Source organism: Synechococcus sp. W60.3, from assembly GCF_047502615.1.
In the GTDB taxonomy this organism is placed as follows: Bacteria; Cyanobacteriota; Cyanobacteriia; order Thermostichales; family Thermostichaceae; genus Thermostichus.
The window spans coordinates 1-24,323 of the sequence record NZ_JANSHJ010000011.1 but is presented as its reverse complement, the minus strand read 5'-3'; the positions used below and the strand labels follow the sequence as shown (position 1 = coordinate 24,323).

The following is a 24,323-nucleotide window of genomic DNA, read 5'->3' as shown; positions in this document are numbered from 1 at the left end:
CAGGTACACCTGGCTAAGGTGCTTGGAATGACCTGAAAACAATCGAATGGGTTATTTCAAGTTACACGCTGGAGAGGAAGGTAGAGCACATGTTCTCTCTCCTTTCCCATAGGCACCTGCGAGCCAAGGCTGGCCTTCTGCTGCTCCAACCAGATGATCAGATGTCTGTTCTCAGGGTAGTATTCCAGAACATACTTAATGAAGTCATCAATTGTACATGGCTTGCTGAAACCTCCCATCCACTGATGAAAGTGGCAATGCACTTCGTCGGCTATGGTAATCAGGTTGGAGAGATTCGCTGCAAGCTTTGGATAGTGCGCTTCAGAGTAGAGATGATGAACCGTTAGGCTACTGGCTGCTTTTCGAGTAACTCTACAAAGATTTTTATCCCTTTTTCTTGCAAGATCTTTTGCCCTTTCTATCTCTCTTTGTCGATCCTGGATTTTCTTGACGATTACCTGAATTTGAGGTTCAATGCGTTCGCTAACATATTGACACCAGTCTTTTCTGTGGTTTTGCTTGAGAACCTCTCCCATAACCTTGGCAAGCTCATAGATACCTCGCAAAGAGAGGTAAACAGTGTCATCATTACCAAAACGTGTGTAATGAACGTCTTTGATTAACTTACTTTGCTTCGATGCAAGCTCAAGCGCCTTCTTAAGGTAGTCAGTTCGAGTTCTAAAGATCATCACAACATCTCGACGAGATAGCCAAAACTGATCTTGTCTTTTGACCAGAGAGGAGCTGTTTTGAAGGATCCTGTAATCTACCAGAGCTTTCTGCTTCTTGCGATGCTCTTCCTTGAACCAATTCCTAATGCTTGTACCTGTAGAGGATTTGCAACCTTGCTCTGATCGAGACCTTAAAAAGGATAAAATGGCATAAGCGCCGGACCGCGTGTATTCCCTTAGCCCAGAACTTTTGTTGATAACACGATAGTCTTTACCTTCCACCAGTTTCCATGCATCATCGGGGATACTGTCAAAGTGAGCTTCAATCTCTCTGAGTTCCTCAAGGCTGATACCCAAGAAGTTGGCGAGCTTGTTTGAGGAAACATAGACTATAGCCATTGCTCAAACTTCTCCGTAAGGCTTTTGTAGAAAAGAGTCAATCGCTGGAAAATTTTGTCATCTCCCGTCGGAGAATCGGGATGGTAAATCTTGCTCAGGCGATAAAAAGCAGCTTTGATGTCTTCATCGGTAGCTCGATCAGGGTCAAGCCCAAAAACCCGCCAAGGCAAGTCGTACTTGAAGATGTTGATCCCATTGATGCAGCCATACCCCTCTTCTCCCTCTTCGTTGGGAAGGATCCCGATGTGCTGACGATAAATGCGCTCCAAATCATCTATGTTGGATAAGTTCAGCTTGCCCATACCACTGGTTGCCAGTCTGAAGCTGGCTGATTTTCTCAGCTCGGCTGCGTTTTTAACGCCAAAGTGGTTGTAAATGGCTTTCTGCAGCTCTTTGACAGACAGCCGGGGCGGTGGCTGTAGCTGCCTGACTACAAACCGGGCAAAATTCTCTAGGAGCTCCTTAGAAATGCCATAAGTATCCGAAAGACGCTGGATTTCTGCGGCAATCGCCACCTGCGGGTCGGGCCCAGCTCCTTCTTTTGAGGTTGTCCTGGTTGTTTTGGTTTTTGTGCTGGTGGCTTTTCTGGGCACGGTTTCTCCTAAAATCACCAATGCCAAGTGCAAACCTGCACAAAACTCACAGGCTGCCTGTGAACTTATCTGCACGATGAAGCAGAGAATTTCAAATTAGTGAAACAATGTTGTCGGTAACCGTAAAACCCTGCATCACATAGGATGCACCCTGGCGATGCCCAGTTAGATAGATTGGTGTGGGGAGCGAATCCGCACGGGGGATCCCCTGGGCAAATTGCGCCCACATCCGGCCGTTAGAGCACCCTTCCTCTGGAGCGCGCTTACTCTAGCTTGTTTTTCGGATACTTGTCAACCCAAGGTCTGGGGCAGCCTTTGTTTTCCTTCAGCTTTTGGGGATCAGCCGCTTGGGACAGGCAGCACGGATGTGGGATTCGCTCAGGTCGGGCATGAGGGCCAGGGCCCGTTGAGCATCGATTTGCGCTTCGCACACCGCCTCCAGCACCTGTTCGGCCAGAAGGGAAAGGGGCATATCGGCGGTTTGCTCAGGATCGGTATCCTCTCTAATTTGTCGAACTCCCACCGGCGGGGGAGGCAACACCAGCGGTGCCGCCTGCGGCGGCAAGGTGGTGGAGGTACCCACCTCCAACTGCGCTTCGGCCAGAGCCACACCGCGCCCTGCCACCCCACCGGGAAAAGGACTCTCCCATCCAATGTCAAACAAGCGCCGACACCCGTGATTCAGACAAAGCTTCCCTCAGCGCCCGCACCTGGGCCACCATGGCCACTTCATCCTGGAGGCGACTGACAGCTCTGCCCACCCCCACTCCTGAAGCACCGGCAGCGATGGCCAAGGGCACCGTCACCGCTGAGAGGCCAGAGGCGCAGATGACCGGCAGCGAGACCACCCGGCTAATCTCATAGGCGGCAGCCAGGGTGGGGGCAGCCTTCTCGATTAGGCCCAGGGATCCGCCGTGACGGGGCTCAGCGCTGGTGCCGCCCTCGGTTTGGATGAGATCGGCCCCCAGATCCTCCAGTTTCTCTGCCAATTCCGCCTGCTGATCCAAAGGCAGCGTATGGGGAACGGTAACCGACAGGAGAGTGCGCGGCAGCAGGGAGCGGGTTTGGCGAGTGAGATCTAGAACTTCCGCAGCGGAGAAGATGCGGCCCGAAGGGTAGAAGCTGTCGTAATTGCCGATCTCGGCCATGTCGGCCCCCGCCTGCACGGCAGCAGCCAATTGCTGCGGGTCCACCGCCGACACGCAGATGGGCAGCTCGATCTGGGCTCGCACCTGCTGCACCAATTCGGGACTGGCGGCGATATCCACCCAAGTGGCTCCTCCCTCCTGGGCGGCGCGGGTGACTTTCAGCACCGACTGCAGGTCGAAGTTTTGCAGGCCGCTGATGATCTTGAGGGCACGGCGCCGGGCAAGGGCGTCGAAAAGGGCAGCTTGAGAGGCTGTGGTCATAGGCTTGTCAGCTTGTGGAAACGGGACACAGGAGGAGTGCAAGCAAATCGGCTGTGGAAACCTTTGCTCAGTCTAGAGGGTTTGCTGCCATCCTACAAGGGATCCATCCCAATCCTTTCGGACTATCGCAAGATCTTTCAATAAAATAGGAATCCCTTCTTGTGCTCTTGCCATGTACCGCTCTCCTTTCCCCTTCCTGGGCCTGCCTGAGCCGGATCCGGAGATGGCCCAAGCCATTCTGTTGCCCATCCCCTACGAGGCCACCACCTCCTACGGCAAAGGCACCGCCAAAGGCCCCCAAGCACTCCTGGAGGCTTCGGCGTACGTGGAGATCTACGACGAGGTGAGAGACTGCCAGCCGGCTTTCCACCCCAACTTTGCCGCAGAGATCTCCCGCTACTGGACGGCGCCGCCAGTGGAGTTCGAGGGGCTGGACACTCATGAGCTGGCCATGGCCGCAATCCAGCGCCGCGCCGCCGAGTGGGTGAGGCCGGGGCGGTTTTTGCTCTCCATCGGCGGGGAGCACTCCATCACTGGCCCCTTGGTTGCCGCCCACCTGCCCCACTACCCAGAGCTGCACGTGCTGCAGATCGATGCCCACTGCGACCTGAGAGACAGCTACGAGGGATCCCGCTATTCCCACGCTTCCGCCATGGCCCGTGTGGTGGAGCAAGTGGGCGGTCGCCTCACCCAGGTGGGGATCCGCTCCATCTGCGCCGAAGACCGCCAGGCCATTCGCAAGCACCGCTTGCACACCTTCTTCGCCCACAGCCTGCACCACAAGCCCGCCCAGGAGTGGATCCCCGAGGTGATCGCCACGCTGGGATCCCAGGTGTACCTGACGGTGGATGTGGACGGGCTGGATCCTGCTGTTGTGCCGGCCACCGGCACCCCCGAACCGGGTGGACTGGGCTGGTGGGAGACGGTGGAACTGATCCGGGCACTGGGGCAGCAGCGGCAAATCATCGGCGCCGATGTGGTGGAGCTGGCGGTCACCGGGGAACGGGAAACCGATCGCCGCAGCGCCTTCACCGTCGCCAAGCTGGCCTATCAGATCCTGGCGGCGGCCTTGGGCTAAGCTCCAGAAGAACTGGGCTATGGCCGGGTTCCCCCTGTTTCCACCTGGCCGCTGGAGCACCGGCTCCAATCTCGAAGCATCCAGACAAAATGAGGACTGGACTCTCTCTGCCGAGATCTTCTGCTAGCTTCCCAGGTGGCCCCAGCCATGTCTCCGCCTTCTTCCAGCTCCCTTGAACCGTCGCCGCCCCCCGTCGACGAAGAGCTCATCCACAGCCGCATTCAGGCCATCCGCGCCCAGATCCCAGAGCATGTGGAAATCATGGCGGTGAGCAAGGGTTACAGCGTCAACCACATCCGCGCCGCCTATCGGGCCGGGATCCGCCATTTTGGGGAGAGTCGAGTGCAAGAGGCAGCCGCCAAACAGGCGCAACTGCAGGATCTGACCGATATTGTCTGGCACTTGATCGGGCACCTGCAGACCAACAAAGTCAAACCGGCCCTCAGACAATTTGCCTGGATTGACAGCGTCGATAGCCTGCGCCTGGCCAAGCTGATCAACCAAAAAGCCTGGGAGCTGCACCTCACCCCCAAGCTCTGTCTGCAGGTGAAATTGGCCCCGGATCCCCATAAATTTGGCTGGCTCATCCCCGATCTGTTGCAAAGCCTGCCGCAACTGAATCAACTGCTGCAGGTGCAAATTGTGGGCCTGATGACCATTTTGCCTTTGGGCTTGAGCTCAGAGGCAGCCCTGGAGCTGTTTCGCAAGCTGGCCGAGCTGGCCGATCACATCCAGCGCAGCGGCTACGAGCATCTGCAGTTGCACACCCTCTCCATGGGCATGTCCGACGATTACCCCCTGGCGGTGGCAGCAGGCTCTAACTTGATCCGGCTGGGGCGCGCTTTGTTTGCCGATGCCGAACGGAAATAGATAGATGGAGTCTCTATGAAGCCGTTAAATTGTGATTAAATTTTGTGTAAAGCCGTCCAACTCCGGAGCTGCCCTGCAAGGCACGCTCAGGGCTGGAGTTCGGCCTGGATCGGGCAAAAACAGGGGAATCCTGCCTAAAATTTCCCTCGCAGGGCAAATTTTAGGTAAGTTTGTAATCATTGGCGTCACCTCTGTTAACACGTGTTCAAGCCGGACGAGGAGCAGAGTTGACTCTGGCCAGAGCAATGGCCGGACAAGTGGGATGACATCTTTACTTCTTCTGGGTAAACTCGACTCGTCGAGTCCATGGGTTTTGTTAACCTGCGTTGGCAGCTTCTTGAGCAAACCCTGTCTCGGCCTTTTGAAAAACTTTAACTAAAAATATGAGGCTGGAGATGCCCTTTGGCTGGAGTGGGCTACTCAAGATCCCATCAGGAGCCTGAATCCTGCGCTTGCCGCAAACCATGACCTGTAGTGAGGATGTGGACGATGAACGTCAATGGAATCTGGAGCAGGGTAAGAGATTTTGTGGGCCTAAATGATCCCGTGGACAGCCTGGAGGAGTACCCTGAGATGGAAGGGCAGGAGGATTACCAACTGCTCTACGAGGGACGCCGTTCTCAACCGGCTCCCGAAGAGCAGGAAGCCAGTGCCCTTCCACGCGGACGCCGACAGCGGGGAGTGGAAGCTGGGGAAGGGTCTGTCGGTCGAGAAGAGGCGCGGGGCCATCGGCGCAGTCAACATCGGGATCGCCTAGGGGGGGGCAGTATGGGGAGCAACGTGATTGGATTACCGGGCGTCAACCCACCCACTAGCGAAGTGGTGGTGCTGGAGCCGCGCAGCTTTGACGAGATGGCACAAGTCATCCAGTACCTGCGGGAGCGCAAGACGGTGATCATGAACTTGACCCTGATGGATCCCGCCGAGGCGCAGCGATCTGTGGATTTTGTTGCCGGCGGCACCTACGCCATCGATGGCCACCAAGAGCGCATTGGCGAAAACATTTTTTTGTTCACCCCCAGCACGGTGACGGTCTCTACTCCAAGCAGCCAAGGGATGCCGCCGCTGCAGCGCCCTCTGCAAAGCCCCACCCCTCTCTGGCCCAGCGGCTATGAACATTTGCAGGCGGTGGGGCAGCACTAGCCGGCATGGAGCGACCGCTGCTGAGTGTAATCGGGGGTGGAGCCATGGGATCCGCCCTGCTGCGGCGTTGGGTGGCCGCGGGAGTTTATCCTGCAGCTCAGGTGGCTTTGCGGGAGCCCGACCCGGACAAGGCCAATACCCTACAGCAGGAGCTGGGCATTCGGCTGTTGGCGGATCTTGCCCAAGCAGGAGAGTCTGAGATTTTATTTTTGGCCGTCAAGCCCCAGGTTTTCCCGCAGGTGGTGGCAGAGATGGGCCAGCCGTCCGCCACGCAGTTGGTGATCTCGATTATGGCCGGGATCCCATTGCAGCAGTTGCAGCAGGCTTTTCCCCAGCAAAAGGTGGTGCGCACCATGCCCAACACGCCGGCGCTGGTGGGGGCGGGCATAACGGCCATCAGCTACGGGCCGGGGGTGACGCCCGCCCAGGTAGAGCAGGTGGAGAAGCTATTTCGCGCCGTGGGCCAGGTGGTGACGGTGCCGGAGAGCCAGATGGACGCGGTGACGGCCCTTTCGGGGTCGGGGCCAGGGTATTTGGCGGTGATCCTGGAGGCGCTGATCGACGGCGGGGTAGGGGTGGGGTTGCCGCGCTCCATCGCCACTCAGTTGGCGGTGCAGACCTTGGCGGGCACTGCCGCCCTTATGCAGCAAGAGAACCTTCACCCCGCCCTCCTCAAGGATCAGGTTACCAGCCCAGGGGGAACGACCATTGCCGGGATCCAAGCCCTAGAACAGGCGGGGGTGCGGGGGGCCTTGATGCGGGCGGTGCAGGCAGCCTACGAGCGCTCCCGTCAGCTACAGGGATCCTAGCGCCTGCCACAGCGGGCGGGCGATCCAGTTCCATCCCACCTTGAGCTGGTGCTCCAGGGTAGGGAGGCGCACCAGGTAGGCAGCTCGTCGGGCCAAATAGCCCAAGGGGCCGCTTAGGGTGAGGCCAGCGAGGGTGGAGACTACCGCCGCATCCACTCCCAAGCTCAGCATCTCCCCCAGAGAGAAGTAACGGAACGGCAGCAGGGGCCGCTCCTGCGTGAGCAGAGCCCACAGGTTCCAAGCACAATAGCCGGCCTGCTGAAAAGCCGCTTGGGCAGTGGCGGGCACCGGCTGGCCACTGGCATCCAGCACCGCCGCCGCATCTCCCAACGCGAAGATCTCTGGGAAGGTGGGAGTTTGCAGGGTGGGCAAAACCTGCAGCCGTCCCCGCTCAGTTTTGGGCAGATCCAAGTTGGCAATCACCGCTGCCGGTCGGGTTCCGACGGTCCACAGCACGCCATCCACAAGATCCGTGGCCATCTCTTGGGCCGCCAGCCGCTGCAGTTGCAGGCGGAAGGGAGGGGCGCCGTTCTCGCCCAGGGCCTCGATGCCCAAGACCTTGGTTTGCAACTCCACCTGCACCCGCCGTTGGGCCAGCGCCGCCTGGGCCGCCTCCCGGCTGGAGGGGGCAAACCCCGACAAAATCTGGGATCCCACCTCAATAAGCCGGATCTGGCCGCGCGATCCCAGCCGGTCAGCCAATTTGCAGGCTAGCTCTACGCCGCTGGCCCCCGCCCCCACAATAGCCAGGTGGATCGCCTGAGCCGGATCCCGCGCTTCTAGGGCCTGCAAGTGGGCCCGCAGCCGCTGGGCATCGGCCAGGGTGCGGAAGGGAAAGGCCAACTCTGTTGCTCCTGGCACGCCCTGCAGGGGAGTTTCCCCTCCCAGGGCCAGCACCAAGGCGTCGTACTCCAAGGTCTGCCCTTCTGCTAAAAAGACGCGGTGGTCTTGGAGGTCAACCGACTGCACCGCGCCGCGGCGAAACTCTACCCCCTCCGGCAGCAGATCCTGAAAACGGGGGGCCACCTCCCACTCTTCCATCTCACCAGTGAGCAGCTCGTAGAGCAAAGGAGCAAAGACAAAGCGCTCCTGACGATCCACCAGGGTAATCTCGGGCGGCTCCGGCCAAGGTCGGCAGATAAGCTCCAGGGCTGTGTACAGCCCGCCAAAGCCGCCCCCAAGGATGCAAATACGACGCATGTTCAGACGCATGTTCAGAAAGCTGAAGGTAACATTAGCTTAACAAGCTGCCCATCTCCTCCTAGAGCTTGCTGGCCAGGGGAGCAGCCTCCTTGGCGCGAAGGGGCAGAAGGCCATCCAAAACGTTAAGGATCCCCCAGACAAGACTAACGCTGGCCACCCAAAACAACCACAGCCCGCCTGCCCACGCTGGCGGCAGATCCAGAGCCACTCCCCCAATTAGCGGCCCAAGGGCAAAGCCTGCTGCCCAACAGAGGGAGTTGACCGACAGATACACCCCCCGCAGATGATCCGGGGCCAAATCTGCCACCAGCGCCGAAGCGGAGGGATTGTAGCTCACCAAGGCCAACGAGAGCACTGCCAAGGCCAAGGCCGCCATCCCTATAGCCGGCATCGCTCCCAACTGGGCCGCCAGGCCGCTGAGCCAAACCAAACCAAATCCCAGCCCCCACATCAGTGCGGATCCCCGGAGGGCGCGGACACGCGTCCAGCGATTGAGCCAACGAGCTGCCGGCATCTGCAGCAGGGCAACGAGGGCGCCGTGCAGAGCAAACAACGTGCCAATCTGTACCTCAGGCATCCCAGCCCCCTTGCGCAAGTAAAGGGGCAAGCTGCTGCTGAGTTGGGCAATGTAGGTGGTGAAGAAAATGTTGGCCGCGGCAAACACCAATAGGGGGCGATCCCTCAGGGCGGCTTTCCAGCCTGCGAACTCTGCCGCCGACGGAGCTACCCGAGTTTCCCGAATGCAAAGCCAGAGCAGGGCTAAAAAAATCAAGTACGTGAGGCCGTCGATAATAAACAAGAGGCGGTAGTTCTTCGTCAGAGCCACCAGGGCGCTGGCCATGGCCACGCCGAGGCTCAGGCCCAAGTTATCCCCCAGGCGGTTTAGGGCATAGGCTTCGTTGCGCTGCTCGCGCGGGGTTAGATCCGCTACTATTGCTTCCGCCGGCGGCCAATAGAGGCCCTGCCCAAACCCCGCCACCAGGTTGGCCAAGGCAAAGCTCCAGAAGCCACGGGAAAGGGCAAAGCCGAAGGATCCCAGCGCGGAAATGGCCAGCGAGAGGATCAAGGTGGAGCGGCGGCCCCAAGCTCCGTCTGCCATCGAACCTCCGAGGATGCGGCCAAATACGCCAGTAAAGGCCATCAAGCCCAGGCCCAAACCCACCTGGGTAGCTGTCAGCCCCACCTGATTGACGAAAAAGAGGCTGGCGTAGAACAGGGTAAAGCCGGTTCCGGTTTGGGAGAGCAGCCGACCGATAAAGATTAGCCAAACCTGAAAACTTAGCTTTGGCCACCAGGACGGGATCCGCATAGGGGATGCAACGGGAGATAGGTTAGCTAGCTTACGGGATCCCGGTCGCTGACGCCAGATCCACTTCAGCGGGCGGAAAACTGAGGGGGAGCCAGCGGCTCACCCTCCAAAGATCCGGCGGAAACTGCAATTAACTCCCCAAGTTGAGGTATTCGCTCAACAGCCGCGCCAGCCGGTACACTCGGTAGTCGAGCTGGGCCAAGCTATTTTCCATTGCCTTCATCACCCTTGCACACACCTTTTCCTACGCTTTCCTGCAGCCCTTCCTTGAGCCAACCCCGGCTGTTTCCTTGAGCTAGGAAGCGCAAAGGCAAAGGGGCCAGCCAGCAGGGCTGCTAGCCCCGATTATAGACAAAATTTGACAAAGCTTAAACAAGTATTAAGGAGAAAGTGCCCCTGTCCCGCGCCCCCACGGATACCCGGGGCCGCCAGGTTCAGATGGCTGCTAGCTGACGGTCACCGGCGACTCGGCTGCCGCAGCGCGCTCTTCCTCTTCTTCCGGTGGAACAGCCACAAACTCGATGTGGTTGAGCAGCGTCGTCACGAAGGCAAAGAGCAGAAAAGGCAGGGAGATGACCAAGATCAGCGCGATGGTGAGAAAGGCGTAGAGGGGGCTATTCATCAAAGAGAGGGCGGCACCCAGGCCGGCAAAAATCACGATTAGCCAAACGATGATCTGGCCGTAGATATCCCCAAAGGAGAGGGTGCAGGTAAAGCGGTAGCGGGTGTGGGTGTTCATGGCAATTTCTCGGGATAGCCTGGTTGACTCGATCCTGACTAGGAACCAAACCTTAGCCTCATGGGTGGATGAGTATCTTGAGATTTTAGACGAGAGAAGGGGAGATGTCTCTCTTTCCTAAGAAATGCCTCAGGAGTCGGTTGAGCAAGCCGGATCCCCCGCCTCTGAGAATGCTATCGTCGAGGTCACAGACTCTTTCGGGTAGGCAGCAGCCATGTGCATTTGTATTCACTGCTACTATGTGGATCGTTGCACCACCTATCACGCTGTGGAAGCGCAGCACCAGCAGCCCCACCTCACCCTGACGCCAGATTTTGAGCCGCAAGGACCCCAGATCAACGTCAACATCCGCAACGGCGGCACCGAGATGGAGTGGGATGTGGTGGCCTGCCAGAGCTTTCGCGAGGAGCGGAACAAGTGGGCTCGGCTTCGCCCCCAGGAGGTCGTTCCCACTTAAAATCCTAGGAGTGGCCTAGATCGCCGAAAAAGGGTTCTCCGCGCCTGCGGGGCTTGAGCCTTGGGTCTGCCCTTAGCAGAGGGAGGTTGTTCTGTCCGTTTCAAGAGATGGAAAGACGATGATGCTGACCGCAAGCCCGACAGCGCCGCCAACAGATGCCCGTCAACGAGTAAGCCAGTTTATGCGGCACCTCCAGGACGAGATCTGCGCTCGCCTAGAAGCACTGGACGGCAAAGCCAAGTTTCGGGAAGACAGTTGGGAGCGTCCCGGAGGAGGGGGTGGACGCTCGCGGGTTATCCAGCAGGGAGGCGTGTTCGAGCAAGGAGGGGTCAATTTTTCCGAGGTGTTTGGATCCCAGCTGCCCCCTTCGATTTGCAAACAGCGCCCAGAGGCAGCAGGGCATCCTTTCTACGCCACCGGCACCTCGATGGTGTTGCACCCCCGCAACCCCTACGTGCCGACGGTTCACCTCAACTACCGCTATTTTGAGGCGGGGCCGGTTTGGTGGTTTGGCGGCGGCATGGATCTCACCCCCTACTACCTGTTTGAGGAGGATGCGGCCCATTTTCACCGCACTGCCAAGGCGGCCTGCGACCGGCTGGATCCGGCCTACTACCCGGCTTTCAAGATCTGGTGCGACCGCTACTTCTTCTTGCCCCATCGGGGCGAGGCCCGCGGCGTGGGCGGCATTTTCTTTGACTATCAAGACGACCGGCCTGGGCTGCTCTACCGTCCTGAGGGCGAGGCAGAAGCGGATCCCGAGCAGCTCGCCGCTGAGCCGCCGCCCCTCCAGGTGCGGGTGGGATCCCGCAGTTGGGAACACCTCTTTGAGCTGGTGCAAGCCTGTGCCGAGGCGTTCTTGCCCGCCTATGTGCCGATTGTAGAGCGGCGGCAGGGGATGGAATGGGGGGAGCGGGAACGCCAGTTCCAGCTCTACCGGCGCGGCCGCTATGTGGAGTTCAACCTAGTCTACGACCGGGGCACGGTCTTTGGTCTCCAGACCCAAGGCCGTACCGAGTCGATCCTGATGTCGCTGCCGCCCTTGGTGCGCTGGGAATACGGCTACGAGCCACCGCCCGATAGCTGGGAAGCTAAGCTCTACGAAGTGCTGCGCCAGCCTCGGGATTGGGTCTAGGCGGCATTGGTCTCGATTTCTGAGGATTGCAGTGTCTTCCCCGCTGCCCCTTGCCTACCGCTTTCAACCCCCCCGCCACGCCGGGCCCGGCAAGGCGCCGGTGTTGGTGATGCTGCACGGGATCGGCAGTCATGAGGGGGATCTCCTCCAGTTGGCCCCTTACTTGGATCCCCGCTTGGCGGTGATTAGCCTAAGGGCGCCGCTTCCCTGGGGGGCAGGTGGCTTTGCCTGGTTTGAAATGGCCTGGACGCCGGAAGGGCTGGTGGGGGATCCCGAGCAAGCCCGCCGCAGCCGGGAGCTTTTAAGCTGCTTTCTGGATCAGGCTTTGTCCCAGGGAATGGCCGACATTTCCTTGGATCCGGCCCAGGTCTATTTGCTGGGGTTTAGCCAAGGGGCAATCATGAGCTTATATCTGGCTCTAACCCAGCCTGAGAAGCTAGCCGGCGTGGTGGCAATAAGCGGTCGTCTTTCGCCAGAGATCCTGGCCGAGGCGGTAGAGCCAGCCCGGATGCAGCATCTGAAGATCCTGGTGGTTCACGGCACCGCCGATACCGTTTTGCCTGTGGCTTTCGGCCGCCAGATCCGCGACTACTTTGCTTTGCTGCCCCTGAGCTTTACTTATCGCGAGTACGCAATGGGCCACGAGGTTTCCCCAGAAAGTTTGCGGGATATCCAAGGGTGGTTGCAAAGTCAGTTGGACCAAAACTGCGACCCTCCTCGGAGTTGAACCCTGAGCAAGGGCTGGGAGCTGTTGCCTCCTGGCGCCCGAAGGCAAATACAATAGCGGCAAAGTTCTTGCCCCCTCTCCCTAAGGGTCTCAGTGAACGGCGGCCAGCCTCCCTACGACATTCTCATCCTCTCCAACGGCCCCGGCGAGCTGCTCACCTGGGTGCGGCCAGTTGTCCTCGAGTTGCGCCAGCAACTGCCCCAGGCCCGTCTTTCCCTGGTCCTCTCTCCTTGTCCGCACGCTTCTGGGCAAGAGATGAAGATAGCGGAGGAATTTATCCAGGTCGATCGGGTTCAGGATCCCGATTTTTTTCTAGCTTTTTTGCTCACTGGCCAAACCGAAGAAGCTTGGGACTGGGCCAAACGGGGGGTGGTGCTGTTTCTGGGGGGGGATCAGTTTTTTGCTGTCTGGATTGCCCGTCGTCTCGGCTACCGCGTGGTGGTGTATGCCGAGCATCGGCCCCGCTGGCGACCCTGGGTAGACGTTTTTGCGGTGCGGACGGAGGAGATCAAACGTCGCTACGACGGGGGACGCCTCCTGGGCCACCGCTGGGCTGCCAAGATGCACGTGGTCGGGGATCTGATGGCCGATGGCGTGGCCAGTGCTGTCTACTTGCCGGGGATACCTCTTCCCGGCTGGCTCAGCAGCCGCTCCCTTCCCCCGCCGACTCCTAGCGCTGCTCCCAAATCGACGGCAGGCTTTTCCACCCTCCTCCAGCCCCTCCCCGATCCCATCGAGGAGCTGGGATCGCTGCGAACGGCACCGGAAAAGGTGGAACCCACCTCTGCCGACGAAGCCTTGCTGCCGCGCGGCTGGCAACGTCTTGGCGATAGCATCCGCACCCACTACCAGGTGGGGCTGCTCCCCGGCTCCAAGCCGGCCAAGCTCTCCTTGGGGGTGCCGCTGGTGCTGGCGGTGGCCGATGAATTGCGCCAGCTGTTGCCCAACGTCCGCTTTGTGATCCCGGTGGCTCCTGGACAGACCCCACAATCCCTGGCGGCCTATGCCCATCCCCGGCTTAACCCCGATATGGCCATCATCTACGGCACCTCCGCCACCCTGGAGCAAACCAATCTTGGATCCCACTTCGTCACCCCCTTTGGCACCGCGGTACAGCTGTGGACCCGTTTCCCTGCCTATTCGGTGCTGGCCAACTGCGACCTCTGCCTAACCACAGTTGGGGCCAACACCGCCGAGCTGGCCTACTTAGGGGTGCCGATGGTGGTGGCGATCCCCACCAACAAGCTAGAAGCTATGCGCGCCTGGGACGGGATCCCTGGCCTGTTGGCCCGCTTGCCTGGCCTGGGCACCTGGCTAGCCCGCCTCATCAACAGAATTGCCCTGCAGTGGTTGGGCCACCTGGCTTGGCCAAACATCTGGGCCGGACACGAGGTGGTGCCGGAGCTGCGAAGCCATTTGCGCCCAGCCCAGGTGGCCGAACAGATGCGAGCCCTGTTGGTTAATCCCGAGCGGCGTCAGCAGATGCAGAGGGAATTGCAACGTCTAGGGGGCAGTCCGGGTGCGGCCCAGGCCATCGTACAACTCGTGGCCCAGCAGTTGAGCAAAAGCTAAAGGAGACGGCCAAGGCGCTCCCGCAACTCGGCGGCAGCCTGCTCCAGGTGGTCGGGGGTATAGCCGGTGGTCTCCACCCGAACCGCAAGATGGGTGTCCTGGCTCTCGTGGAGGTGGATCCACAGAATGTGGCGGCCATCTTCGGTTTTGCGGTTTGAGGCTTTGACGCTGTTTTTGGGGGCAGCGTAGGCGTGTGGATCGTATCGAACCAGATCCACCCAGGGAATGTCTCGCAGGAGTCTTTCCACTTTGGCCCAACTGCGGGGTCGGTGATGGCTGGCATCGCTTCGGATTTGGATGATCTGGGAGCGATCTCGGCCTGAATCGGGGAGATCTGGGGATCCGGGGCTGAACTTGCGGCTGTAGGTAGGGCAAGTAGACCAGGGATTTGTATTGCTCATGGATGTAGCAAACCGGGACCCCCAATTGGCTGCCCACCACGGCCATGATCATGGCTTGGGCTTTAAACCCGCCGGTAGCGGCAAAGGTGACGATCCCCCTGGCGCTCTCTGCCAACTGTTTCAACAGCTCGGCCATCCGCTCCAGTGAGGATCCCTCTAGCTCGTAGTTGATGCCGGGAAGGGGAACCAAAGAGACCTGCTGCTGACCCAGCTCTTGCTCAAAAAAGAGCTTCAAAATCTGGGCACACTCCAATCCGTCGGGGGTTTCTGAGTGCAGCAAAATCAAGGCATCATTCGAGGTGGGATCCAGCCGCAAGTAGGTGTTGGTTAAGGACTCCGTCCCGCTGGCGCGATCGGCGCTGATCAATTCCAGGTCTGCTTCTTTCATCCAGGCCAGAGCACGCTGGGGATCCCCAATGGTTTTTTGTCCCAGCCAGGGGCGCTGCGGCTCTAGGTTCTTGTCGGGATTGGTGAGCAAGGAAGTGCCCACCGTCATGATGATGGTCTGCATGGATGGCCGGTTAACTCAAACTTTTCGAGGGCTCTGTTCCGCTTTGTGCTCAGAGCAGCTTGGCCTTGCGGATTCTGCCATCTTCCTTTAGATCCAGAACTTCCACCTGCACCTCTTGCCCCACCGAGAGGGATCCCGCCCGTTTGGGCTCCTTCTGGGTGAGCTTGGTGTCTGTGTCCAGAATCTGGAAGGTGACTTCGTTGCCCTTGATGTTGGTGATGGTGGCCTTCAGCTTTTGCCCGGTCTGGAAGCGGGCTTTGCGGGCCTGATGCTGGGCCTGGTCTTGTTGGTGTTGATGGTTTTGTTGTTGTCTGTCGTCCTGGGATTTGTTTCCCGCCCCTTGGGGAACGGAGTCCTTGCGACCGGAGTTGTCGTTGGGTCGGGATCCCTGAGGTGGTGGAATCTCGCCAATGGGGATCCCTCCATCCTTGTAGTAGCGGGCCAGCCGGGCTGCCCAGCCCAGGATCTGCAGCATCTCCGCCGGCCTGTCTTGCAGAGGTTGCAAGTACCTTTTGCAGGTTTCGTCAATGAGCTGATGGTACCTTCTGGTTTGTTGGGTACGGCATAGGCCATTTTCCCGCACCAGCTCGCCGGTGAATCGGAAAAAGCGGGATCCCGCGTCAGGGTGATGGGCAACCGAGCGCAGATAGGCGACGCATTTGCTCAACTCGTTGACATCCACCCTTTCCTTGGCCAAGGTCAGGGCGATGCCGTGGGCGAGATCCCAAGATTGGGGGCTGAGATCGACAGTGTCTGACAGCATGGGGGAACCCTCAGTACACTCCGGTGGGCGGCTCGCGCAGAGCAGTGGGACTCAGGATGGCGGCCAATCGCTTGAGTTGTTCGGGCAAGATGTAGCCCTGGGCAGCTCGAATTTGCTCTTGCACAAAGGCTTGGAGGCGTTTTCCTTCCAGGGTATCGGCTTCTGGGGGATCGTAGCGGCTGTAGCGATCTTTTAGGTTGCCGGGCCGCTCGATCTTGTCGAGGGTGACCTGCAGGGATCCCAGGCCCACGGGCTTACCGCCCCCCACCTTCAGCAGCATGGGATGGTTGGGATCCTGCCCCAAAACCGTGAGCAAGGTGCCCAGCTCGGCAGGGGTGAGGTTTTTGAAGTGGATTTGGGTTTTGAAAACTGTGTTTTGTATCGCGTGCTGGGTGGGCGTTCCCCTTGAACTGTCCTGCAACGCGTTTTTGTGGGTGTAGTAGAACTTGCGCCCGATGACTCTGCCGTTTTCCTTCTGAAAATAAGCTTTGCACTGATCCGGGCGTGGACGGTACAGGGGGGGCAGGGATCCACCGCCGGATCCGGCACTGGTGGCAATGGCATCCCTGAACTCCACCAATCCCTGCCAGTTCAGGGCACCGAAAACGCGGCTGGCCGGACAAAGCTGCTCCTTGTTGCGGCAGGGGTGCCGCTCCGGGGGGATCTGATTTTTGTACCGGCTCGTCATCACCGCAAGGGTGCTGTTGGTGATCGCCTCGTACATGGCCCGGATGGCCCCCTTGAGGGAGCTGCCCTGGATTTTAAGCCTTCCGTTGGGAGTGGTGGTCATGGTTTTGAGCACCGGGATCCCTTTCACCCCGACATCGCTGCCCAAGGCCAAGTGGCCGGTGGAGATGTGGACGGCAGTCTGCACCGTTAGGGTGAGGAAGAGGGTGCCGTGCAACCTATCGGGATGGAACTGGGCGTGGCCGGCGGGCCGCTCCAGCGTGGGGCGCTGGGTGGGAAACGGGATCAGCTCGTAGGGTTTGGGAAACACGGTTGGTTTGCCTCCACCTGGACTGCTGTTGCCGGCAGACGATCTTGCAGAGGCAGCCTGGTTGGGCAATGGGCGAGGGCCTTGGGGGGTCATGGTCACCTCGGAATCAGGGCAATAAAGTGAACGCGGGCAGTTCGCTCATCTCGGAAGTAGCGCTGGCCCACCTTGAGATCTTGGGGATGGCTGAGGGGCTTGGGAAAGCGGGTTTCTCGATTTTGGGATCCGTACAGGTCGGCTGCGTGATCCTCCCACCGCCACTCTCCCGGCAGAGGGATAAAGGAGTCCGGGGGAGCTTGGATCCCCAGATACAGCAGATCCCAGCCGTGGGGGGTGCTTTTCCAGCGCAGTTCCCCTTGTTGGGAGAAAACTTGCCCCTCTGGACAGACGGGATCCGCCGGAATCCCCACCTGAATGCCGCTGACTCGATGGGGCCAGCGCAGAAAGGAGTAAGTTTTTTCAGAAGTGGAAAAACAAGCCGAGAGCACTTGGGAAAGCGAGGACTCTGCCCCATCTTGAATCTTGAGGGAGGCGACGTAGGCTGGTTTCATACGGCTTTGGCCTCCGCTTGCAGGAGTTTGGCCCAACTGTTTACGGCGGTGGCGAGCAGATGTTCCACCTTGGCCTCAGACGTCTGATCCCAGGTCAGCCGCGCCCCAAATCCCAAGGGCATTGGCTCCGCTCCCACCGGCACCGCTTGGCAATCGGGTTTGGGGAAGCCGTATTTGCCTGCCTCTTCGGGGGTTAAAAATTCGCCCGCCCCCAACAGGGATCCCTGTGGCCAGGTCAGGGGGGATCCCAGCAGTCGAATCTGCTTGTTTGCCTCATCCACCAGGCAGCCCGGATAGTCCACCACCGCCCACTCGTACTCAACCCGAACGGTGCCCATGCCGCGGGACTTGGCAAAGCCGATGCCAAACCAGCCTTCATCCAGATCCCGCAACGCCAGTCCCAGCAGACCCAGTTGGGCCAGGGTAAAGTTTTTCAGGTGGATCTTGGTTTGAAAGGATCCCTCTACGCACACTTGATAGCTGAACGGCCCCACCGCCACTGAGCCGAAGACGCGGTCGATGGCCACCCCATTACGTTCCTCCAGGCGCAGAGGGGTTCCCGGCTTGGGATAGGCATCTTCGATGCGGACCCGGCTGGCGATGGCTGTGTTGCCGAACATCTGATCCGTGAAGGAAGAAAGGGCGTAAACCTGGTGGGGCTCTTCAATTTTTTCCAGCCATTGATTGGCCTTTTGGTCGAGGGGATCGCTGGCCCAGAGTTTGAAGCCTCCCCCCTCAGGACGTCTGTCGCTGCCCACCGTTCGGACGATGCGCTCCGCATGGGCGCGAATTGCCCCTTTGAGGGAGCTGCCGGGAAAATAGACCGTTCGCCCGCCGCCGTGATAGGTTTCGACGAACTCCATATCCGGCTTCGTCGGGTCAGCCCCTTCTTTGCCCGCCTTGATGAGAACAGGGCCATCGGGCTTGAGGGTGAGGCAGAGGGTGCAATGGTTAACGTAGCGTTTGTGCATAGCCTGGGATCCTTCACACCAGAACAGGAGCTTTTGGTTGAGGGGCTTGGGGCGGCAAGCAGTCTGTCCAGTTTGTCAACCGATAGGGGTGGAAAACGCTGACCGTATCGCCAACCGTTGTAGAGTCCATGAAGACCATCGGGATCCCTCCTGACATGAAATAGGGCTAGCGGCGGGGGCCGACCGATTGCCGTTGAGAGGCGGTTGTTAATTTGGCAACCAGGGCTTCCACCCAGTCTTGGCGCAAAGCGGCAGCCTGCTCCGGGCTGAGCGGCTGTCGGGATCCGGCCACCAGCTCTTGAAGGTAGGCCAGCAGCCGTCTTGGATCCCCTTCCGAGTCGAACCAATAGATTGCCGAGATCTGCAGGCGGACAACCCCCAAGCCACGGGAGCGCCCCCCTCCCAGGGGGATCTGTTCCGTTTCCAATTGGTGCAGGCCAATGGCCAAGAGGCCCAGTTCCCATTCCTCGGCATTTTCGACGACGGCATGAAACCGGAAGGGGGTGCTGGCAGGCACCACTTGCAAGTCGTACAGCTTGCCATCTGCCGCCGTTTCCGTATCCCGATCGATGGCCACGCCATCCCGCTCTTGGTACTGGCCAAACCAGGCTTCCGGCACCACGGGCAAATCTCGGATCTGCACCTTGCCGGCCAACCAAGGGGATCCAAACACCTGCGAGACCCAGTCGGTGGCCTCAATGAGCTTTTGAGTCAGAGCCGCATCGTCCCCTTTGTAGTCATTTTTAATTTGGTTGATGATCTGAAATTGCTCGCTGCTGGTCAATTCGCCGGGATCCCTGGCCAGCTCTGGGTTGATGCCCCGCAAGAAACTTTCCAGGCGAGAGCGCATCGCCCCCTTCAAACTGGAGCCGGGAATGAGCGGACGGCCCAGCGCATCCTTGAGAAACGGCAAATCCGAGCCGATGGGTTCGGTGGAGCGGCCCACCCCGATGTGCAGAGCGGTCACGGTGGTGAGGGTGCCGGTGATTTCCAAGCGGTTTTTGAAAACGTCGAACATTGTTCCCTCAAATGGCTGCTCAAGTTAAGGCTTGTACTGCAGAGGTTTGCCATTCCCGAAGCGAGACGGAGCCCTTAATAAAACTCAAGAGGATCCCTAGGATCTGAGCAATTTCTGAGATAAAGTACTCCCTGTCATCGATAAAGAGTTGGTCACCCTCGAGTTTTGCAAATCGCCAGTTGGTTCCTGAGGTTACTGCTCCATAGACACTGTCTACTTGAGAATTGGAGTTCTTGTTAAAGACCTGTGCCCCCACCATACCGGCAACGCACTGGCCCAGACCCCCGATCAAGTCTTCTTTTTTGGCCTCAACGATAATCACCACCGGATCTTGAATGTAGAGTTGGAGAGGGGATAGGCAAATGATGTAGTCGCATAGGCCCACCAACCCCCTCTCGGGATCCACGTTGAATTCCTTGCCGGAAAACAGCGAGATTTGATCCCGACATAGGTACTTCACCTCTCCCAGCACAGGGGCGATGATAAACTCGGAGCGGGCTTTTTCGCTGTTGACCGAGGTGGCCAAGCCGAGATAGCGATCTAGGGTTATTTTCAAGTAATCGGAGCACTCAGTCGGTGGAACCTCTGCAAACAGGCCATGGATGATTCTTGACCTGAGCTGAAAGGTCGAAATGGCTCTCTCAAGGGTAAAACTGCTGTAGGTCACGGTCTAGGATCCTCCTCCCTCTCGCTTGTACTTGAGGTAGCGGGCCCCATAGCCCAGGTAGCGCCGAATCAAGTCAACTTTGATCTCGTTGACTTTGGGGGATGCTCTTTCAATTCCGGCTTCCCTGGCGATGGCTATAGCCCTTTGATGAATCCAGTTGTCGATGTCTTTGATGATGGCTTCTGCCAAAGAGTCTTTGCCCCGCCCCCACTTGTCATCGCGCCCCACCTGGTAGCGCAAAAAGTTCTTGATCACCTCTGAGCTTTCGGTGGAAGCTGCCACGTGCAATAGGTTGCGATATTGGGCCTCTTCCAATCTGTTGAGACCTCTGAAGTTATCCAAGGCGGCTTGAATTCTGGCGACCAGATCATCTTCGGCCAGCCGGATTTGCCGTTGGATCTTGAGCTCTTGTTCCGATGTGATCTCGCTGGTGGCGAAGGTCATAGCGGGTTCTCCCAGAAATGATGATGGAACGGACTGCAAACTTCGATTTGGCCGAATCCTTCAGCAGTGCGTTCGCCAATCCCCCAGTATTCCATCTCCGCCAAAATCGGGATCCAACGCTCCAGTTGCGTGGTGCTCAGCAGAAAGACGCTGCCCTGCGTGGTTACCAATTCTACATCTTTGAACAGACCCCAGGCAGCGTTCCAGCCGGAGACATAGGCGTAGCTGCTGAAGGCCAGCTCCAAAGCCAGGGATCCATCTTCGCAGTTGGCCTCTTCCTGGAGCATCTGGGGGGTGAGCACGGTGGTGCGTTGCCAGCGCTCTTTGAGAATGGCCCCCGACTGCAGCCCAATGGAGAAATACTGTCGCTCCGGCGGAAGGGGCTGCCAGGGATCCCCGAACACCTGCCATTGTTGCCAGCGCTGCCGCAGCTTTTGGTTGAAGGCTTCCACCCGCTGGGCCAGGGAAGGCCGGGGAGCAGCCAGACGCCGAGCCGTGACGTTGACCCGGCCCAATCCCCGCGACACCCCTCCTCCCAAGCGCAGCAGGTGGGCGTGGGCGTTGAGGTAGCGGGTGAGGGTCTCGGCCAGCTCGGGATCCCGCAGGTAGATGTAGCCGCTGAAAAGGGAGCGCTCCAGATGCCCATTGGGGCGGGCTTTGCCCTCGTTCATCACCTCTAGGCTGTAGAGGATTTGGTCGGCAGCAGTGGCGCGGCGACGGTTGATCCCCACCCGCGTGAGCAGGCGTTTGGACACAGCAGCTCGTTCGTAGCGGGGCCCCAGGTCAGACTCCTGCTGGCTGTAGAACCCCCCTAAGGGCTCCACTCTTCCCCCGGAGCCGTCCGGCTCTGTGGGATCGAACGGGATCCCCAGCCGCTGTGAGCAGAAGCGATCCAGGAGCGTGTCGAACACCCCCGTTTTGCCCGCCTCTGAGCGGAAGCCGGGATTGTTTTTCGAGCTGAAGGCCGTGGCCGGCAAGACCTTGCTGCCGGATCCCGGATAGGCGTGGGTAAACACAGCAGGCCGAGCTGCCGTAAACAGGGCGGCCAAATCTCCTTCCAGCGCCTCGGCAGGGCGATGTTGGGTTTGGCTGAGCATGAGGTCGGCCAGAGCACCGCGAATCACGCTGCCGGGAATGTAATCCTGGGCCTCGCTGATGGAGCCGCCCGGCTTTTGCCGACCGATGGCCAAGGGAGACTGAGCCGTTAGGGTGAGTTGAATGGCTTCCATCAGCTCCCTCCCTGGGCCAAGAAAGCCCAATCGGCTGCGGTGGGCTGGAGAGCCTGCAGGGATCCAGGATCCCAGTGCAGCCAGCCCAAACCTGCGGATTTGCTGCCCCCCAGCGCGATCAGGTGGTGCAGGGCCGCCAACAGGAGAGTTTTGCCCCAGGAAGGGCAATCGGGCAAAAGCTGCAGGGATCCGGAAAAAGTCAGCTCAGCCGCGGGAGAGGTCTCAATGAGGTAGAGCCGCTGATCCTCGGCGGTGCGGCGGCGGCGGTTGAGGGTGACCCCAGGGCGAAGGGTTGGTTCCAGAGCTGCTGGCGGCACCTCGCAGACGAGATCCTCCACCCACAGGCGGGCAGGCAGGGCCGGATTGCCGAATATCTGGCAGACCAGACAATGGGATCCGGCGTAGCCCTCCACCTGGTATTCGGGGCGGTGGAAATTTCCTGCGCTGCCCTCCCGCTGCGGACACATGCGCTCTGGGTCGGGAGAGCGGCAAATGGCCCAGCCCAGGCCACGGGCCAGTTTCTCGCACTCGTGGCGCAGCCGCCCCTTCAGTTGGGAGCCGGGAATGATCAGCCTGCCAAAGGCATCTTTGAGCAGGGGCTTATCCGCCAGGGAGCCGCTGGAGCCGCCGGCTCCCACCGCCAGGGCAGAGGCGAGGGTGGCCCTCAAAGGGATAGAGGTGATCGTTCGCCCCGCTTGGGGCAGCTCTGCCAGTCTCACCATCACTCCACCTCCGCCAGAACGGGCCGACCCTCGGCCTGGGGCTGTTTTTGCACAAAGGCGTACAAATCCACCAGATCCCGCCAGATGGTTTCATAGGTTGGCGTTGACGAGGATACCTGTGGCTCAACATACATCCAGGGGGGAAGGTGGCCGTCGTTGGTTTTGGCCTTGCACCAGGTGCGTTCAAAGGCCTCGATCAGCGGCTGCCCTTTTTGGCCCAGCCGGGTGCGGAAGTAGAGGTAGTTGAGGGTGGCGGTGCGCTTGCCTTTTTCCAAAAAGCCGCGGATTTGGTAGAGCTGGGAGCGGGGAAAATCCGCCGCCTGCAAAGCTTGCACCGTTCTCAGCAGCCCACGGATCTCCGGGACGGTGTAGGGGCCGGCGTAGAGCTTGAGGAGGTGGCCGTTCTGGCGATTCTCCAGGGCCTGCTGGCGAAAATCCTGGATGCTGGAGGCGATCAAAGTCACCGATTTCAAAGAGAGAAAGTCGATGGTGGCCACCGAAAAGTCTTGATCGCGGGGCTTCAGCTTTTTGGCGCGGCTTTTGGCAGATTTCAACAGTTGTTCGGTCAGCCTTTCGGCATAGTAGATGGGGGTGTCTTCCGAGGCAAACAGCACGCCTGCCGAGGTGGAGAGCCGACAGAGCTGGTCTGGGCTGTCGGCCGGGTAGCGGTGCGGCACCTGGCCGAGGGAGCGGGCGGCGTAGGTGGCCGATTTGGCCAGCAGGATCTGCTCGAACTGCTCACAAAAGGTGGCGGCAATGTCCAGGGCCTTGTGGGCTGGCACCACCATCAGCACATCGTCCCCGCCGATGGTCAGGATCTCGAAGGGGTGGATCCACTCGCCGTTGCGGTCTCTGCCGCTTTCCGGATCCGGCGGCAGGCCCCGCAGCCGGTGCGCCTGCAGGTGCTGGGCAAGGGCGCGGTAAACGGCTTGTTCCGTGGCCTCGGAAACGTCGCGGCTAAATTGCCGGTAGGCCTCTGGGGTTTGGATCTGCTGCACGTAGCCGCCCATGTTGTTGCCGTCGGCGTAGAGGTAGGCCACAAAGCCCTGGCTGGCGTTGGCCACTTCCCGCAGCGATTGCGCCTCGCCGATCCCCTGGCCGGATCCCGCGCAGGGCTGCAAATAGCGCTCCCGGTAGGGCTCGCCGGCGGGAGAGTCGAGGAAGCGGGCAAATCGCGTTACCCAGCTTTCCACAAAGCCGGGATCCCAGGTGGGGAACTTGCGGAACCACCCTTGCTTGCCTGTTTCAATGCGCTTGGCCTGGCGACCCACCAGGGCTTTGCGAGCGGTGGCTTCCGAGAGCCAGGGCTGATCGACCAGGTCGGCTTTGGCGATGGCAGGGCGACGGTCGGTGCTGTCGCGGCGCAGGTAGGGATGGGTTTCAAAAAAGGCGGGATGGGCGCGGCTGGGGCGACCGGGATCCGGATTGCCGTTGCGGCGGTGGGTGAAGCGGGCGGCCAGGTAACCCACCAACTCGTTGAAACTTTTGCGGTCTTGAAATCTGGCTTCGCTGCCATCCCCAAAATAGGCTCTCACCAGGGGATGGGTTTTGTGTTGCGCCAGCCAATCCAGCCAGGGGGTGCGTTCGATGGGATCCCGCAACAGGCCGTAGCGCAGTTCCAGCAGCCGAAAGGCGGATCCCACGGCGCAGGCGTTAGCGGTGAGGGTTTCTTCGGTGTAGCGCCGCTCGATGGCCTCACAGAGATCGTCCACATGGGCCGCCGGGCAAAAGGCCAGGAGATTGCCCCCGGTGGAGTAGATGATGAGCTCCGGGATCAGGGCTTGCGCCAAAGCCGGGTAGTGCTGCTGCAGCCAAGGCCGGATCTGCTCGGCCACATAGGCCCTCAGCTCTGCTTGAGACTCTTTCCCCAAACCTTCCCATCCCAGGTAGGTTTGCTCGGGATCCCCGAAAAAGGCGGGCAGATCCACCAGGTTAATG

At 59.7% G+C, this 24,323-nt stretch carries 26 protein-coding genes and 1 pseudogene; 8 read left to right on the top strand and 19 right to left on the bottom strand.

The annotated features are described in order from the left end of the window. Positions 1-56: 56 nt before the first annotated feature. From NW846_RS05615 to NW846_RS05600, 4 genes are all read right to left on the bottom strand, one after another. Positions 57-1,070, bottom strand: coding sequence for a hypothetical protein (locus NW846_RS05615; RefSeq protein ID WP_011429743.1), 1,014 nt, complete (start codon positions 1,068-1,070; stop codon positions 57-59). Then, positions 1,061-1,681: a J domain-containing protein gene (locus tag NW846_RS05610; protein WP_414515540.1), complete on the bottom strand. Its 621-nt coding sequence runs from the start codon at positions 1,679-1,681 to the stop codon at positions 1,061-1,063. Before NW846_RS05610 ends, NW846_RS05615 begins: the two co-directional genes overlap by 10 nt. Before the next feature lie 307 nt (positions 1,682-1,988). Continuing rightward, complete coding sequence (locus NW846_RS05605) at positions 1,989-2,273, bottom strand: hypothetical protein (protein ID WP_011429745.1); 285 nt, start codon at positions 2,271-2,273, stop codon at positions 1,989-1,991. A gap of 46 nt (positions 2,274-2,319) precedes the next feature. Then, the gene (locus NW846_RS05600) at positions 2,320-3,072 is read right to left on the bottom strand and encodes a DUF561 domain-containing protein (RefSeq protein WP_011429746.1); all 753 of its coding nucleotides are present in this window, start codon (positions 3,070-3,072) and stop codon (positions 2,320-2,322) included. A 172-nt stretch (positions 3,073-3,244) separates the two neighbouring features. Here NW846_RS05600 and speB point away from each other — a divergent pair, with 172 nt between their 5' ends. From speB to proC, 4 genes are all read left to right on the top strand, one after another. Beyond that, positions 3,245-4,150 (top strand): agmatinase, encoded by a 906-nt coding sequence (speB, locus tag NW846_RS05595; protein ID WP_011429747.1) that lies wholly within the window; start codon positions 3,245-3,247, stop codon positions 4,148-4,150. Between the two features lie 147 nt (positions 4,151-4,297). After that, positions 4,298-5,020: a YggS family pyridoxal phosphate-dependent enzyme gene (locus NW846_RS05590; RefSeq protein WP_206336810.1), complete on the top strand. Its 723-nt coding sequence runs from the start codon at positions 4,298-4,300 to the stop codon at positions 5,018-5,020. Positions 5,021-5,593: 573 nt separating this feature from the next. Beyond that, on the top strand, positions 5,594-6,163 hold the full coding sequence (locus NW846_RS05585; protein WP_011429749.1) for a cell division protein SepF: 570 nt from the start codon (positions 5,594-5,596) through the stop codon (positions 6,161-6,163). Between the two features lie 5 nt (positions 6,164-6,168). Next, positions 6,169-6,972 (top strand): pyrroline-5-carboxylate reductase, encoded by an 804-nt coding sequence (gene proC / locus NW846_RS05580; RefSeq protein WP_011429750.1) that lies wholly within the window; start codon positions 6,169-6,171, stop codon positions 6,970-6,972. Here the strand turns inward: proC and NW846_RS05575 are convergent. From NW846_RS05575 to NW846_RS05565, 3 genes are all read right to left on the bottom strand, one after another. Further along, a complete protein-coding gene (locus tag NW846_RS05575; protein ID WP_414347780.1) occupies positions 6,958-8,172 on the bottom strand; it encodes an NAD(P)/FAD-dependent oxidoreductase in 1,215 nt (404 codons plus the stop codon). The genes proC and NW846_RS05575 overlap by 15 nt on opposite strands. 61 nt (positions 8,173-8,233) lie before the next feature. Next, on the bottom strand, positions 8,234-9,484 hold the full coding sequence (locus tag NW846_RS05570) for an MDR family MFS transporter (RefSeq protein WP_011429752.1): 1,251 nt from the start codon (positions 9,482-9,484) through the stop codon (positions 8,234-8,236). A gap of 445 nt (positions 9,485-9,929) precedes the next feature. Further along, complete coding sequence (locus NW846_RS05565) at positions 9,930-10,223, bottom strand: hypothetical protein (protein ID WP_011429755.1); 294 nt, start codon at positions 10,221-10,223, stop codon at positions 9,930-9,932. A gap of 214 nt (positions 10,224-10,437) precedes the next feature. Between NW846_RS05565 and NW846_RS05560 the strand changes: the two genes are divergently transcribed. From NW846_RS05560 to NW846_RS05545, 4 genes are all read left to right on the top strand, one after another. After that, positions 10,438-10,680: a Ycf34 family protein gene (locus tag NW846_RS05560; RefSeq protein ID WP_011429756.1), complete on the top strand. Its 243-nt coding sequence runs from the start codon at positions 10,438-10,440 to the stop codon at positions 10,678-10,680. Positions 10,681-10,801: 121 nt separating this feature from the next. After that, on the top strand, positions 10,802-11,815 hold the full coding sequence (gene hemF / locus NW846_RS05555) for an oxygen-dependent coproporphyrinogen oxidase (RefSeq protein ID WP_099813229.1): 1,014 nt from the start codon (positions 10,802-10,804) through the stop codon (positions 11,813-11,815). 31 nt (positions 11,816-11,846) lie between these two features. Continuing rightward, positions 11,847-12,542, top strand: coding sequence for an alpha/beta hydrolase (locus NW846_RS05550; protein WP_099884159.1), 696 nt, complete (start codon positions 11,847-11,849; stop codon positions 12,540-12,542). Positions 12,543-12,635: 93 nt separating this feature from the next. Then, positions 12,636-14,114: a hypothetical protein gene (locus tag NW846_RS05545; protein WP_099812328.1), complete on the top strand. Its 1,479-nt coding sequence runs from the start codon at positions 12,636-12,638 to the stop codon at positions 14,112-14,114. On the opposite strand, the gene NW846_RS05540 is transcribed toward NW846_RS05545, so the two are convergent. The 12 genes and pseudogenes from NW846_RS05540 to cas10 form a co-directional block, all read right to left on the bottom strand. Beyond that, positions 14,111-14,515, bottom strand: a complete 405-nt coding sequence (locus NW846_RS05540; protein WP_414515546.1) for a hypothetical protein — start codon at positions 14,513-14,515, stop codon at positions 14,111-14,113. The two genes, NW846_RS05545 and NW846_RS05540, sit on opposite strands and share 4 nt — an antisense overlap. A 22-nt stretch (positions 14,516-14,537) precedes the next feature. Next, positions 14,538-14,903 (bottom strand): annotated as a pseudogene (locus tag NW846_RS05535) (putative CRISPR-associated protein); the annotation flags it as partial. 172 nt (positions 14,904-15,075) lie between these two features. Then, positions 15,076-15,789, bottom strand: coding sequence for a hypothetical protein (locus NW846_RS05530; protein WP_414515527.1), 714 nt, complete (start codon positions 15,787-15,789; stop codon positions 15,076-15,078). Positions 15,790-15,799: 10 nt separating this feature from the next. Beyond that, positions 15,800-16,786, bottom strand: a complete 987-nt coding sequence (locus tag NW846_RS05525; RefSeq protein WP_414515525.1) for an RAMP superfamily CRISPR-associated protein — start codon at positions 16,784-16,786, stop codon at positions 15,800-15,802. Positions 16,787-16,881: 95 nt separating this feature from the next. Next, positions 16,882-17,334, bottom strand: coding sequence for a hypothetical protein (locus tag NW846_RS05520; RefSeq protein ID WP_011432237.1), 453 nt, complete (start codon positions 17,332-17,334; stop codon positions 16,882-16,884). Beyond that, positions 17,331-18,305, bottom strand: coding sequence for an RAMP superfamily CRISPR-associated protein (locus NW846_RS05515; RefSeq protein WP_414356026.1), 975 nt, complete (start codon positions 18,303-18,305; stop codon positions 17,331-17,333). Before NW846_RS05515 ends, NW846_RS05520 begins: the two co-directional genes overlap by 4 nt. A gap of 166 nt (positions 18,306-18,471) precedes the next feature. After that, a complete protein-coding gene (gene csx7, locus NW846_RS05510; RefSeq protein ID WP_414515522.1) occupies positions 18,472-19,323 on the bottom strand; it encodes a CRISPR-associated RAMP protein Csx7 in 852 nt (283 codons plus the stop codon). 19 nt (positions 19,324-19,342) lie between these two features. After that, a complete protein-coding gene (locus NW846_RS05505) occupies positions 19,343-19,990 on the bottom strand; it encodes a hypothetical protein (protein ID WP_414329367.1) in 648 nt (215 codons plus the stop codon). 3 nt (positions 19,991-19,993) lie between these two features. Further along, on the bottom strand, positions 19,994-20,434 hold the full coding sequence (locus tag NW846_RS05500; RefSeq protein ID WP_414515520.1) for a hypothetical protein: 441 nt from the start codon (positions 20,432-20,434) through the stop codon (positions 19,994-19,996). After that, positions 20,431-21,663 carry a CRISPR-associated RAMP protein Csx10 gene (gene csx10, locus NW846_RS05495; protein ID WP_414515518.1) on the bottom strand — a complete coding sequence of 411 codons (1,233 nt, stop codon included), beginning with the start codon at positions 21,661-21,663 and terminating at the stop codon, positions 20,431-20,433. The genes NW846_RS05500 and csx10 overlap by 4 nt, the downstream gene beginning before the upstream one ends. After that, entirely contained in the window at positions 21,663-22,385 is a 723-nt protein-coding gene (locus tag NW846_RS05490; RefSeq protein ID WP_011432243.1) for an RAMP superfamily CRISPR-associated protein, read from the bottom strand. The genes csx10 and NW846_RS05490 overlap by 1 nt, the downstream gene beginning before the upstream one ends. Beyond that, the coding region (gene cas10 / locus NW846_RS05485; protein WP_414515516.1) for a type III-B CRISPR-associated protein Cas10/Cmr2 at positions 22,385-24,323 on the bottom strand (1,939 nt) is incomplete at its 5' end. The genes NW846_RS05490 and cas10, both read right to left, overlap by 1 nt.

What these genes read in the sequence shown, in the direction of transcription:
- NW846_RS05615 (WP_011429743.1), bottom strand. Translation starts at nt 1,070, where the DNA reads ATGGCTATAGTCTATGTTTCCTCAAACAAGCTCGCCAACTTCTTGGGT.
- NW846_RS05600 (WP_011429746.1), bottom strand. Translation starts at nt 3,072, where the DNA reads ATGACCACAGCCTCTCAAGCTGCCCTTTTCGACGCCCTTGCCCGGCGC.
- speB (WP_011429747.1), top strand. Translation starts at nt 3,245, where the DNA reads ATGTACCGCTCTCCTTTCCCCTTCCTGGGCCTGCCTGAGCCGGATCCG.
- NW846_RS05590 (WP_206336810.1), top strand. Translation starts at nt 4,298, where the DNA reads ATGTCTCCGCCTTCTTCCAGCTCCCTTGAACCGTCGCCGCCCCCCGTC.
- NW846_RS05585 (WP_011429749.1), top strand. Translation starts at nt 5,594, where the DNA reads ATGGAAGGGCAGGAGGATTACCAACTGCTCTACGAGGGACGCCGTTCT.
- proC (WP_011429750.1), top strand. Translation starts at nt 6,169, where the DNA reads ATGGAGCGACCGCTGCTGAGTGTAATCGGGGGTGGAGCCATGGGATCC.
- NW846_RS05575 (WP_414347780.1), bottom strand. Translation starts at nt 8,172, where the DNA reads ATGCGTCGTATTTGCATCCTTGGGGGCGGCTTTGGCGGGCTGTACACA.
- NW846_RS05570 (WP_011429752.1), bottom strand. Translation starts at nt 9,484, where the DNA reads ATGCGGATCCCGTCCTGGTGGCCAAAGCTAAGTTTTCAGGTTTGGCTA.
- NW846_RS05565 (WP_011429755.1), bottom strand. Translation starts at nt 10,223, where the DNA reads ATGAACACCCACACCCGCTACCGCTTTACCTGCACCCTCTCCTTTGGG.
- NW846_RS05560 (WP_011429756.1), top strand. Translation starts at nt 10,438, where the DNA reads ATGTGCATTTGTATTCACTGCTACTATGTGGATCGTTGCACCACCTAT.
- hemF (WP_099813229.1), top strand. Translation starts at nt 10,802, where the DNA reads ATGCTGACCGCAAGCCCGACAGCGCCGCCAACAGATGCCCGTCAACGA.
- NW846_RS05540 (WP_414515546.1), bottom strand. Translation starts at nt 14,515, where the DNA reads ATGAGCAATACAAATCCCTGGTCTACTTGCCCTACCTACAGCCGCAAG.
- NW846_RS05530 (WP_414515527.1), bottom strand. Translation starts at nt 15,789, where the DNA reads ATGCTGTCAGACACTGTCGATCTCAGCCCCCAATCTTGGGATCTCGCC.
- NW846_RS05520 (WP_011432237.1), bottom strand. Translation starts at nt 17,334, where the DNA reads ATGAAACCAGCCTACGTCGCCTCCCTCAAGATTCAAGATGGGGCAGAG.
- NW846_RS05515 (WP_414356026.1), bottom strand. Translation starts at nt 18,305, where the DNA reads ATGCACAAACGCTACGTTAACCATTGCACCCTCTGCCTCACCCTCAAG.
- csx7 (WP_414515522.1), bottom strand. Translation starts at nt 19,323, where the DNA reads ATGTTCGACGTTTTCAAAAACCGCTTGGAAATCACCGGCACCCTCACC.
- NW846_RS05500 (WP_414515520.1), bottom strand. Translation starts at nt 20,434, where the DNA reads ATGACCTTCGCCACCAGCGAGATCACATCGGAACAAGAGCTCAAGATC.
- csx10 (WP_414515518.1), bottom strand. Translation starts at nt 21,663, where the DNA reads ATGGAAGCCATTCAACTCACCCTAACGGCTCAGTCTCCCTTGGCCATC.
- NW846_RS05490 (WP_011432243.1), bottom strand. Translation starts at nt 22,385, where the DNA reads ATGGTGAGACTGGCAGAGCTGCCCCAAGCGGGGCGAACGATCACCTCT.